The following is a 12,460-nucleotide window of genomic DNA, read 5'->3' on the forward strand; positions in this document are numbered from 1 at the left end:
GAAATGGTCGATGATACCGACAGAGAGGTAGTGAACGCACTGCTCCAGGACGGCCGTGCGAGCGCCCGTGACATCGCCGCCGCAACCGGTATCGCGGCGACCACGGTGTCGCGCCGAATGGACGACCTGGAGTCGACCGGTGTGATCGACGAATACACCGTCGACATCGATTACGGGGCGCTGGGCTACGACGTGACCGCCGTATTCCAGCTCTCTGTCGAGGGCGACGGGCTTGGACGGGTGGTGGACCAGTTACGTGATCGACGCGAAATGGTCGCGGTCTACGAAGTGACCGGCGACCACGACATCGTGGCCGTCGGGAAGTTCACCGACACGCAGTCGATGAACGAGCGGATAAAGACGCTGCTGACCGACGAGGACATCCGGTCTGCCTCGACATCAGTCGTGCTGAACACGGTGTGCGAACACGAGCAGTTCCCGGTCGACGGAACTGACGCCTGAAGACGCCTGCAGTCCTGTTTTCGCTGTCAGTTTGGAACGGTGAGACACGCTATGAGGTGCACCGGGACGTGTTTGTAGTGAGTACGTGGTGACTGAATGTCCTCCCTCATGTCCGATGGAACCGGCGACAGACGGCTACCAGACCCTATCCGCTGGTGAGTGTGGCTCCCAGCGGTGGCGTTAAGCCGCTTGCGACGTTCCAGAAGATATGGGCTTGAAAGTCGACGTGCGGAAGCTGGACCTTTTCAATCAGATGGCAAAAGAGGGGTCCGGGACAGTCGCGGAGAACCTCGGTCAGTTGACCGGGCTTGACGCGACAGTTCGGACCTCACAGATCAATTTTCTCGACATCGAGGATGTCAAGACACACATCGGCGACGACAAGGGCGTCGGCATCTACGTCGAACTGAACGAACCGCCCTACGGTTACGTCCTATTTCTGCTCGAACCGGCCGACAGCAAGCAGATGGCCAGCGCGATGATGGGCGGGATGGGCGAACCGAGCGAGGGTGAAGGGTTCTCCGACATGGAACGGTCGGCGATGCAGGAGATCGGCAACATCATGACCTCCGCGTTCATCGACGGGTGGGCCAACGTGTTGGAGACGACCATCGATATGGGGACCCCGAACTTCGTGTTCGGGCCGGCTGACGGCATCATCGACGAGATGGGCGGCTGGCCGGACTCCGATCTGGTGTTCGTCGTCGACTCGCGTATCACCGTCGACGACGGCGACCTCGGGATGACCGTGTACACGTTCCCCGAACTGGAGGACCTCGTCGCACTGATTCAGGATATCGACCTCGACACTGACGTGGCGAAAGACACCGAAGCCAGCGACATTCTTGACTGACAGCGGCACGCTATTTCTGCACCCCTGTCCACCGCGTGGCCAGAGTAAGTCTAATCGCCGAGAAAACAGCCTGCGGTCCCTCAATACCCGACACCAGCTCCGACTATGCTAATTGTTCACCCATTTCTATTGAAATAAGTATTATATATATTTATCATCAAAACAGCTGGTATGGGATTGGAAAACGGGGGAGCGGCAGTTGACAGGCGGTCCGTACTACAGATTGCCGGTGGGGTCGGCAGCGCGGGGCTCGCCGGGCTGGCAGGGTGCCAGGGCGGGGGGTCGAGAGCCGAAAACACACCGGAGCACCCACCGCTCGGGAACTATCCGATCGACGGCGATGCGGTCACACTCGGCTTCAACGTGCCACAGTCAGGGACGTACGCCGCCGAAGGGCGCGACGAACTCCGGGGATATGAGCTCGCTGTCACACACCTCAACGAGGGTGGCGGCTGGGTTGGACAGCGCTCCTTTGACGTACTCAGCGGCGACGGCGTGCTCGGAAAGACCGTCGAGTACGTCACTGCAGACACGGAAACGAAGCCGGATGTTGCGACAGCCAACGCCACGGAGATGGTCGAGCAGGACGACGTCATCATGTTTTCCGGTGGCTCGTCCAGTTCCGTCGCCATCGCCCAACAGGAGGTCGCACAGGCCGAGAAAGTCCCGTACATGTGCTGTCTGACCCACTCGAACGACACGACGGGGACGGACTGTGTCCGCTACAGCTTTCGGGAGATGTTCAACGCGTACATGACCGCACAGGCGCTGCTTCCGGTACTCAAGGAACGGTTCGGCCGGGAGGCCCAGTACGTCCAGATCTACGCGGACTACAACTGGGGGCAAACGATGGAGTCGTCGATCCGTGATTTCTTCACCTCGAGTGGCTGGGTCGAACTCACGAGCATCCCGACGCGCCTCGGGACGACGAACTACGAGGAACCGCTCAAACAGGCCCGGGACGCCGGTGCGGAGGTCGTCTTCCTCGACCACTACGGACTCGACGCCGCGAACTCGCTGACAACGGCCCAGGAAATTCTCCCTGACGAGGTGGGGATTGTGGTGCCGCTGTACAACCGCATCGTGGCACAGAACGCCTCGACGGCGCTCGGCGGTGTCGTCGGGACGGTCGCGTGGGACACCAGCGTCTCGTCTGACCTTTCCAATGCGTTCAAGAACGCCTTCACCGCGGAGCACGGGAACGCACAGCGACCCTCCGGCGTGGCCCATCTGGCCTACGCACAGACGCTCCAGTACGCCGCGGCCGTCGAGCAGGCCGGTACGTTCTATCCGCCGGCGGTTATCCGAGAGCTAGAAGACCAGGAATACTCGGTCGGGCTGGGCAGCCAGACGATGCGGCGCTGTGACCATCAGGCCCAGCGTGGCGTGCCAGTGGTCGAAGGGCTTCCCGAGTCCGAGCAGTCCCTCGGTCGGTTCTACGACCTGCTCAGGGTTACGAAAGCGGTCGGGTACGACTGTGACGGCGGCCCGGCCGCCGAGTGCGAACTCGGAGACTACGGGGACTAGAGCCAGCGCACAGCGACTACTGCGAAACGGAAAATACGGAAACGGAGAACCGAGCGGGGACTGGACACAAGCAGTCCCCAACTGTCAGAGGCAGACGGACGCGCCCTGAAACGGACACGTCACGTCGGCACATCCGGCTGTTCGGAGCCGGGGCCGCGTTACTCCAGTAGCTCCGGTGCCGCGTCGTATGCCACCCCCTTGACCGCGGATTCCGACGGGTCGTCACCGTCGTTGTCGGTCGGGCAGTCTGTCTCAGCCATGGTCAGTCGTCCGCCGAAATCGGCTGGCCCTCGGCGTCGGTCGGGGCCGGGCTTTCGCCGTCGTCGAAGGGATACCACGATTGCTTGCCGTCGGCCAGACATGGGTCGGTGTACCCCTCGACTTCCTCCGGTTCGGCCAGCTCGACGATTGTTTCGTGGCCGGTGGCGTCGACCCACTCCCGGAAGGTCTGCCCCTCCGAGCGAAGCGCGGCGTATGCCTCAACGATGTTGGCAATCATGCCCGGCACCTCGTCAGCAGGGACGCGCTGGCGGACCCACTCGATGAACGTCGGCTCCGCGCCGATACCGCCGCCGACACCGATATCGACGGCTTCGACCATCTGGCCGTCCTTGCGGGCGCGCATCCCCTGTAAGCCGATGTCGGCTGTCATCGCTTGACCGCAGTCAGCCGTACAGCCCGAGAAGTGCATTTTGATGCGGTCAACATCATCGGGCACATCGACGTTGTCACCGAGCCAGCGGAGCAGGCGAGCCATCCGCGCCTTTGTCTCGGTGAGCGCGAGTGAACAGAACTCCGTTCCGGTACAGGCCATCGCCCCCTGAACAAACGGGTTCGGCTCGGGCGAGTGTTTGTCCAGTAGCGGCTCGTTGAGGAGATTCGAAATGTTCCCGTCGGGGACGTCCATGATGACTGGGTTCTGTCGGCGGGTCAGGCGCACTTCGCCGGAGCCGTAGGCGTCGGCGAGGTCCGCGAGTTCGATGGTGTCCTCTGCGGAGAGTCGGCCCACGGGCACCGAGAGCCCGACGTAGTTCTTCCCGTCTTGCTGGTCGTAGACGCCGACGTGGTCGTGGGCACCGTGTTCAGCAGACTTGCCGGCGTTGTACGTATACTCCCCGCGGAAGTCAGTGCCAGCGGTTTCAAACTCGAAATCCAGCCGCTCGTCAAGTTCCTCGCGGATGGCGTCGGTCCCATGTTCGTCGACGAAAAACCGGGCGCGGTTCTTCGAGCGGTTCTGACGGTTGCCCGCCTCGTGGTAGTACTCGACAAAAGCACGGACCGTCTCGACGGCGTGTTCGGGCCGGATGAACAGGTCCAGCGGACGGGCCTCGCGGGGTTCGCGACCACCGAGGCCGCCGCCGACGCGGACGTTGAACCCCTCGATTTCCTCGCCGTCAATGAACTTGTGGGCCGGCTCCAGCCCGATGTCGTTGATGCTGTCCTGGGCACACCCCTGCTTGCACCCCGTCACCGAGATGTTGAACTTCCGGGGCATATTGGAGAGGTCGTTGTCGTCGCGGATGGTCTCCTGAATCTCGTCGAGAATCGGGCGAGACGCGACGTACTCCTCGGCCTTGCCGGCGACCGGACAACCGGAGATGTTCCGCATCGTGTCCCCGCCCGCAGAGCGCGAGGAAACGCCGACGGCTTCGAGTTTCTCCCAGATTTCCGGGATGTCTTCGAGTTTGAGCCAGTGCAGTTGGATGGACTGTCGTGTCGTGAAATCAATCCAGCCGTTTCCGAACTCAGGGTTCTCCGCTGGCCCCTTCGCGTAGTCGCGGGCGACTTCGCCGATAGCCCGGAGCTGGTCGGGCTCCAGAACGCCGCCGCAATTTGTCAGCCGCATCATGAAATACGACTCTTGTCCGCCGCGGTGGTGGAAGACACCCCAGAACTTGAACCGCGAGAACCACTTCTCGCGTTCGTCCTCGGGAATCGAGTCCCAGCCTTTCTCGGCGAACTCCTCTAGTTTCTCCCGTACCTCATCACCGTACAGCTCCGCCTTGTACTCCTCTTTTTTATGTGCCATCTTCGCGCACCCTCGCTCTTGATAGATGTGGTTTTTTATCTCCCATAGGTATCTGAATGTCCGCTAATTCACGTCTAAGTACTGAGTTTGATTCCTTATAACGCTATTCGTTAAAGAAATAAAGAGTAAGAGATCGTTAGGAAACGGCCGTCCAGAATTATACCGTCTGAGAGGTGTTTAAAGAGGTTATACACTGCCCCGGCGACAGAGGTGAAACCGCAGGACGGCAATCGGTTGTCCGGTCGAGTTCGGGACTGTGCGTCGGGGACGCTCCGCGGGCGTGATTCGCCCGACCGGGGCGCGACCCCGTAGAACTGAGGTGTCGGTCGCGCGCGAGCCGAACCGACGAGGGACGCGACACACCGGCCTGTTCAGTGCGTCACGCGTGCGGAAAAGAGAAAGAACGGCTCGTTCGAGAGCGATGAGCGTCAGTCGTCGCCGGAGGCGACGGTGGTGCCTTCCTGCGTGCTTCCGACGAACCCAGCCGTGTTAGCGACTTTCGCGATTTCCGGCTGGAACACCCATGCAGACAGCAACACAATCGGAATCATGGTAACGGCGGCCACGGAATACCCCAGGTGGAGGTTCGCCAACCACGGCGCGGAGTAAAACAGCGGGTAGACAATCCCACCGACAGTGCCGACGCCGCCGACGACACCGGCGACCGAGCCAGAGTCGTTGGGGAACATCGCAGGCACCTGCGCGAAGATAGCGCCCTCAGCCCAGGCACAGCCCGTGCCCACGAGGAAGCCGATGACGACCGCGTTCAGCAGGACCCCGGAGAGGCCGGCCAGCGTCATGGCGAACATCATCACCACAATAAAGCAGAGCCCGAGGAACGTCCACTGCTCGCGGTACTGGCCCTTGAAGAACGGCAGGAGGTTCTTCTCCTTGCGGGCCAGCAGGTCACTGCCGTAGCCGCCAAAGGGCCGGAGCAGTCCCGCAGCAATCGAGAACGTCGCAGCGAAGGTGCTCGCGATGACGAGGTTGTCCTGGTTGAACGCCTCGCGGTAGTAGGTGGCGAGCCACCCGTTCATCGACAGTTCGAGGCCAAAAGACATGATGTACGCGGCGGCAAGGACGACAGTGCCGTACCGCGTGGCCGTGTGCAGCCAGCCTTTGAAGTTGGTGTTCTCTTTGGTCGCCTGGCGTTTCGCCTCGGTCTTGGCGGCCTCGCCGAGTGTGTAGTAGGCGATTGCGAGGAGGATGGAGACGATGCCGGTGTAGAAGAACGCGGCTCGCCAGTTGGTCGAGAACAGCGGCCCGTTCCACCCGGACCCGAACACGCGAGGGAGAATCAGCGCGCCGCCGGCGGCGCCGGCGTTCCCGACACCGGCGTAGATGCCCTCCGCCAGACCGAGGTTCTCCTCCTCGAACCACTCGGCGACGTGCTGGATGCCGATGACGAACGTGATGCCGGCCGTCGCCACGATGAGTCGGAGCACGAAGAACACGGAGTAGTCCTGTGCGAAGGCGCTCCCGATCGAGAACACACCAACGTAGGCCAGCACGATGGCAAAGATGGCCGGTGCACCGAACTTATCCGAGAGCCAGCCGGTGAGCATTCGGCCAAACGGAGCCATCCAGATGGCCGAACTCGCCAGAATCCCGATCTCCGCCGTCGACAGTCCGAACTCCTCGGCCATCGGGCCAGTAAACGGCGCGAACGAGAACCAAATAAGGAACGAGAAATTGAAGCCGATGGTCGCCAGCAGCAGCGTCCGGTACTTCGTCATCTTGATCAGTCCCATGCCGACACCTCAGTTACGGACTGCACGCCATTTACGATTATTACCGGTTTTTTGTCCACCAATTCTATTATATTTTGGATGTGTGACCACATCAGTACATGATAGGCAAAAGACTCGTCATTTAATAACAGTACCCCTTTACATAACGGCTATTCTAAAGCGCCTGAGTGGAAAGGTAGCAAATATATCATCGGATATCACCTGTTTAAGGCCATTGAACGCCCACCACACGAGTGTATAGTTGGACATACATTGGGTTATTTCACACTGAGTGAGATGTCATCATGCAGACGAACTAACTGGGCTGCGTGGTAGCTGGACGCCTGTCAGCTGTACGGCTTTCGGGACTTTCGCCACCGCGAGTATCAGGTCTCAGCTACAGCCAACAGTATCAGTCAGCCGTCGCCGGCGACAGTTCCGCCTCGGCTGCAACGAGGCGGGCAGCACACTGTTTGAAGTTCGGCTCGTCGGACTGGGGGTCCCGGTCTGAAAGCGTCAGCCGGTTCGTCGCCGGATGGTGGATCGGCAGCCAGACCATCCCGCGGGGAACGCCCGCATCGCGGTCGATGTCGACTGTCGCAGAGCCGCGACGGGTCTCGACGGTCAGTGTCTCGTCGGTGACGAGTTCGCTGTGTTCCGCAACCGTCTCGGGGTGGATGCGGGCCACCAGGGCCCCGGCCTCGCCGCCGCGGGAGCGGACACCGGTGTTGTATCCGTCGGCCTCGCGGGCGGTGGTCAGCGTCAGCGGGTAGTCGTCGTCGGTCGGCTCCGGAAGCGTCCCCTGGCGGCCGGTCGAGAACTGCGCGCGGCCCGAGGAGGTCGGGAACGACCACGACTCGTCGTCGTAGTAGCGGTAGCCGCCGGCGCTGTCGTCGTCGGGCGCGGGCCACCGCACGGCGTGGCTGTCGTCGAGGCGCTCGTAGGTGATGCCCGAGCAATCAGCGACCGTCCCCTCTGTGAGGGCGGTGAACTCATCGAACACAGCCGACGGGTTCGGCGACGTGGACTCGAACAGCCCGGGAAACAGCCGCGAACCGATGGTAGCGATGATGTCAAGGTCCGATCTGACACCGCTTGGCACGTCGGTCGCCGACCGGACGCGGGAGATGGTCCGCTCCATGTTCGTTGTCGTGCCGTCGCTTTCGCCCCACGTCGCGGCCGGCAAGACCACGTCGGCAATCTCCGTCGTTTCGGTGTGGAAGGCGTCCTGTACGACGACGAAGGCGTCTTCCAGTGTCTCGCGGACGCTCTCGGACTCGGGCATCCCGGCAACGGGATTGGTGGCGACAGCCCAGACGGCCTCGGGTTCGCCTTCGAGCATCCCGACCGGGCCGGGACCGGTGTCGTCGGGGAGGCGGTCCACCGGCACGTCCCAGTGGTCGGCGACGAGGCGGCGGTGGTCCGGGTCCTCGAAGGCCCGCTGGCCAGGCCAAGTTCCTTTCGAGGAGCAGATGCGGGTCCCCATGGAGTTGGCCTGGCCGGTCAGCGAGAACGGGCCGCCGCCGGGTCGAAGGTTCCCCGTCGCCAGCGTCAGGTCGATGAGCGCCCGTGCGGTCTCGGTCCCCTGAACGTGCTGATTGATGCCCATGCCCCAGTAGATGAGCGCCTGCTGGTCCATCGCGTCGGCAAGCAGGTCCACCTCGGCCATCTCGATGCCGGCCTCGTCGGCCGCGTCATCGGCATCGGGCAGCGTCGCAAGCAGGTCCTCGAACCCGTCGGTCGCTTCATCGACGAACTCGCGGTCGACCCGCCCTGTTTCGACGATACGGGCAAGGACGGCGCGAGCCAGTGCGAGGTCCTTCCCCGGGTCAGGTGCGACGTGATGTTCGGCGTTCTCTGCAGTCTCGGAGCGGACAGGGTCGACGACGATGATTTCGACGCCGTCTTCGTCAGCGGACTGCTGAACCCAGCGGAACAGCACGGGGTGGGCGACCGCCGGGTTCGCCCCCCAGACGACGTGGCGGTCGGCGTCGCTGATGTCGGCGTAGGTACACGGCGGCGCGTCGCTACCGAAGGACTGGTAGTAGGCGGTGACGGCACTGGCCATACACAGCGTCGTGTTGGCGTCGTAGTTCGTCGTGCCGAAGCCGCCGCGGGCGACCTTCCCCAGCGCGTAAGCGGCCTCGTTGGTCTGCTGGCCGCTGCCGAGGACGGCGACAGCGTCGGGGTCCTGCTGGTGGACGGCCTGAAGGCCCTCGACGGCGCGAGCCAGCGCCACGTCCCACTGGGTCTGGCGGAGTTCGCCGTCACTGCGGACCATCGGCCGGGTGAGCCACTCCCCGTCGGGGTCTTTGCTCTCTCGGAGGCCGCGTGCACAGGCGAGACCCTGGCTGACTGGATGCGCGGCGTCGCCGCGAACAGCGTCGATACCATACCCCTCGTCAGCGCCCTGATGCATGTGGCCACAGCCAACGGCACACCGCATACACGTCGTCGGCACCCAGTCGCTCACAGCCGCCCACGCGCCGTCTCGACGCCCATTTGTCCAGTTTGGCATGATATTACAGTACGTTCGGATGCCATTATCGTATTTCCATAGATGAACACACACTGTATAACAGTGACTCTTTACGAAATACTTATTTCAACGGCAAGCGTGTGACATCCGTCCACTAGATTGGAGGCACCGCGAAGTAACAACAGTTTCTTTCTGACAGCGGTCAAACGGCAGCGTATGAACCACGAGCAGTCACGAGCGCTGTACGACCGCGCCCTGTCGGTGCTGTCGGGCGGCGTCAACTCCTCCGTGCGAGCGACGCGGCCCTATCCGTTCTTCGTCGAGAAGGGGGACGGCGGGCACGTCATCGACGCCGACGGCAACCGCTACATCGACTTCGTCATGGGCTATGGCCCGCTCCTGTTGGGCCACAGCCTGCCCGAACAGGTCCAGTCGGCCATCCAGCAACACGCCGCTGAGGGGCCGATGTACGGCGCGCCCACCGAAGTCGAGGTCGAACTGGCCGAGTTCGTCACCCGACACGTCCCAAGCGTCGAGATGCTCCGGTTCGTCAACAGCGGGACCGAAGCGACGGTCTCGGCGGTCCGACTGGCTCGTGGCTACACGGGGCGGGACAAAATCGTCGTGATGCAGAGCGGCTACCACGGCGCACAGGAGTCCACGCTGGTCGAGGGCGAGGGCGACCACACGGCCCCGTCCAGCCCCGGTATCCCCGAGAGCTTCGCCGAGCACACCCTGACCGTGCCGTTCAACGACGAGGAAGCCGCCCACGAGGTGTTCGAGGAACACGGCGACGACATCGCGGCTGTCCTCACCGAACCCATCCTCGGGAACTACGGCATCGTCCACCCGGTCGAGGGCTATCACGACACGCTCCGGCAGTTGTGTGACGACCACGGCTCCCTGCTCATCTTCGACGAGGTCATTACCGGCTTCCGCGTCGGCGGTCTCCAGTGTGCCCAGGGCGCGTTCGACATCGACCCCGACATCACCACCTTTGGGAAGATCGTCGGTGGCGGCTTCCCGGTCGGGGCAATCGGCGGCAAAAGCGAGATCATCGAGCAGTTCACCCCTGCCGGCGACGTGTTCCAGTCCGGGACCTTCTCCGGCCACCCCGTGACGATGGCGGCCGGCCTGGAGACGTTGCGGTATGCGGCTGAACACGACGTATACGGCCACGTCAACGACCTCGGTGAACGACTCCGAGCAGGCTTGCAGGACATCCTCGAAGACCAAGCTCCCGAGTATACCGTCGTCGGCCGGGATTCGATGTTCAAGGTCATCTTCACCCGTGATGGTCCGGATTCGCTCGAGGGGCAATGTGAGGCTGGCTGCCAGCAACAGGAGTCCTGTCCGCGCTTCGAGTACTGTCCGAAGACCGGCCACGATGTGACACAGGCCGAGACCGAGCGGTGGGAGCGGCTGTTCTGGCCCGCGATGAAAGACCAGGGCGTGTTCCTCACGGCGAACCAGTTCGAGTCACAGTTCATCTGTGATGCCCACACAGGTGAAGACATTGAGAATGCGCTCGAAGCATACAAAGAGGCGATATGAGGTGAGCGACGACGACATCGCACTTTCGGAGAAGCGGATGTACGGGGCGAAGCGCCCGGAGACCCACGCGTACGTCGCGTCAGGACTGGGCGTCACCCGTGTCGAGACGGCCGGTGGCCAGATCGGGCGGTTCAGTCTGAGCGAGCGGTGCAATGCCCGTGATGTGGCCGGGGCGAGCGGCGAAGTCGCGGTCGCCACCGACGAGGACGTGCTCGTGTTGACCGACGACGGCTTCGTCCCGACCGGGTTCGGGCCGGCCACCGCCGTCGGCTACGACGGCGACGGACTGCTCGCAGCCGGCGACAGCCGCGTCGCTCGGTACACCGGGGAGTGGCAAGGTATCGGCGAGGTCGCGGACGTCCAGGCCATCGACGGCGACCGCCTCGCTGCGGCCGAGGGCGTGTACGCGCTTCCGTCGCTCGACCGACTCGGGCTCGTGGACGTGGCCGACGTGTCCGGCGACTACGCCGCGACCGAGAGCGGGCTGTACCGCTACGGAGGCGAGAACGGCGAGTGGACCGAGGTGCGGTCTGGCCGGCACGTGGCGGTCGCAAGCGACGGCGAGCAGGTGCACGCTGCCGCGGCGGACGGGCTGTACGAGCTAACCGACGGGTCGTGGGAGCCGTGTACGCTCCCCGTCGACGAGCGCGTGGTCGACGTGACCCACGGCGACGACACCTACGCTATCACCGAGAACGGGACCTTCCTCGTTGCGACTGCGGCCGAGGCGACAGCCGACGGACAGGGCGGCTGGCGACAGCGCTCACTGGGCGTCCCCGATGTCGTCGGCGTCGCCGTCGCCTGACCGAACACGGCCCACCCCGGCAGCACCAATCAGTCGCGTGCCTGTCTCACGCGCCACATCCGCTTACGGAACCGAAACAGGGTTTAGCCCGGGCAGCCACCCACCGGATATGATTATCCCCGGGGCGGACACACAGGCGTTCGCGGCGACCCTCGCCGAGGCGACCGGCGAGCGGCTGGGACGGGTCGAGTACGAACGGTTCCCCGACGGAGAACACGTCGTTCAGGTCCCAAAAGCAGTCTCCGGCGAGCGTGCCGTCGTCGTCGCCTCAACCGTCGACAGCGACGCACACCTCCAGTTGCTCCAGTTGCAGGACGCGGCCCGCGAAAGCGGTGCAAGTGAGGTTATCACCGTCATTCCATACATGGGCTACGCCCGTCAGGACGAGGCGTTCAAGCCCGGCGAGCCGGTCTCCTCGCGGGCAATGGCCCGCGCTATTTCAACGGGAACCGACCGCGTGCTGACGGTAAATCCACACGAGCCGGCCGTCTGTGACTTTTTCGACGTGCCAGCTACCAACGTTGACGCGGCGAGTGTTCTCGCCGACCCACTGCCTGCGGACCTGCAGGACCCGCTCTTTCTCTCGCCCGACGAAGGCGCAATCGCTCTCGCGACAACGGTCCGGGACGCATACGGTGAGGGCGAGACGGACTTCTTCGAGAAGGACCGGGACTACAACACCGGCGACATCGAAATCAGCCCCAGCGACGCACCGGTCGAGGGCCGGGATGTGGTGCTTGTCGACGACATCATCGCCACCGGGTCGACGATGAGCGAGTCCGTCAGCGTCCTTGACGACCGCGACGCCCAGCGTGTGTTCGTCAGTTGCGTCCACCCCATGCTCGCCAGCAATGCCCTGACGAAGCTCAACAGTGCCGGCGTCGAAGCCGTCTACGGGACGGACACGCTCGAACGCGCCGTCAGCGAGGTCAGCGCCGCGCCGGTCCTCTCGGAGAGGCTGGAATGATTGGAGCACAGCGCTGTCCGTTTGTACGGCTGGCAGCCAGCAGTCGAATCACGC

The 12,460-nt window shown here is 63.4% G+C and carries 9 protein-coding genes; 6 read left to right on the forward strand and 3 right to left on the reverse strand.

Features of this window, described 5'->3' with window-relative positions; all coding sequences use genetic code 11:
* The first annotated feature begins 3 nt into the window (after positions 1-3).
* The 3 genes from lrp to RR_RS15730 all read left to right on the forward strand — a co-directional run bounded on the left by lrp (position 4) and on the right by RR_RS15730 (position 2,842).
* Positions 4-462, forward strand: a complete 459-nt coding sequence (lrp, locus tag RR_RS15720) for an HTH-type transcriptional regulator Lrp (protein WP_004959742.1) — start codon at positions 4-6, stop codon at positions 460-462.
* Between the two features lie 208 nt (positions 463-670).
* Positions 671-1,315 (forward strand): chemotaxis protein CheC, encoded by a 645-nt coding sequence (locus RR_RS15725; protein WP_007189522.1) that lies wholly within the window; start codon positions 671-673, stop codon positions 1,313-1,315.
* Between the two features lie 171 nt (positions 1,316-1,486).
* The gene (locus RR_RS15730; protein WP_011224335.1) at positions 1,487-2,842 is read left to right on the forward strand and encodes a substrate-binding protein; all 1,356 of its coding nucleotides are present in this window, start codon (positions 1,487-1,489) and stop codon (positions 2,840-2,842) included.
* A 262-nt stretch (positions 2,843-3,104) separates the two neighbouring features.
* Here the strand turns inward: RR_RS15730 and RR_RS15735 are convergent, their stop codons facing one another.
* The 3 genes from RR_RS15735 to nasA all read right to left on the reverse strand — a co-directional run bounded on the left by RR_RS15735 (position 3,105) and on the right by nasA (position 9,119).
* Complete coding sequence (locus RR_RS15735; RefSeq protein WP_011224336.1) at positions 3,105-4,871, reverse strand: nitrite/sulfite reductase; 1,767 nt, start codon at positions 4,869-4,871, stop codon at positions 3,105-3,107.
* A 428-nt stretch (positions 4,872-5,299) separates the two neighbouring features.
* Positions 5,300-6,622 (reverse strand): MFS transporter, encoded by a 1,323-nt coding sequence (locus RR_RS15740; protein ID WP_011224337.1) that lies wholly within the window; start codon positions 6,620-6,622, stop codon positions 5,300-5,302.
* 391 nt (positions 6,623-7,013) lie between these two features.
* Positions 7,014-9,119 carry an assimilatory nitrate reductase NasA gene (gene nasA, locus RR_RS15745; protein WP_011224338.1) on the reverse strand — a complete coding sequence of 702 codons (2,106 nt, stop codon included), beginning with the start codon at positions 9,117-9,119 and terminating at the stop codon, positions 7,014-7,016.
* A gap of 177 nt (positions 9,120-9,296) precedes the next feature.
* Here nasA and RR_RS15750 point away from each other — a divergent pair, with 177 nt between their 5' ends.
* The 3 genes from RR_RS15750 to prs all read left to right on the forward strand — a co-directional run bounded on the left by RR_RS15750 (position 9,297) and on the right by prs (position 12,406).
* Positions 9,297-10,634: a glutamate-1-semialdehyde 2,1-aminomutase gene (locus tag RR_RS15750; RefSeq protein ID WP_007189527.1), complete on the forward strand. Its 1,338-nt coding sequence runs from the start codon at positions 9,297-9,299 to the stop codon at positions 10,632-10,634.
* A gap of 1 nt (position 10,635) precedes the next feature.
* Positions 10,636-11,439: an HVO_0234 family beta-propeller protein gene (locus RR_RS15755; protein ID WP_049939027.1), complete on the forward strand. Its 804-nt coding sequence runs from the start codon at positions 10,636-10,638 to the stop codon at positions 11,437-11,439.
* Positions 11,440-11,548: 109 nt separating this feature from the next.
* Entirely contained in the window at positions 11,549-12,406 is an 858-nt protein-coding gene (prs, locus tag RR_RS15760; RefSeq protein WP_049939028.1) for a ribose-phosphate diphosphokinase, read from the forward strand.
* Positions 12,407-12,460: the final 54 nt, after the last annotated feature.

Origin of the sequence: Haloarcula marismortui ATCC 43049 (assembly GCF_000011085.1) — an archaeon.
GTDB lineage: Archaea > Halobacteriota > Halobacteria > Halobacteriales > Haloarculaceae > Haloarcula > Haloarcula marismortui.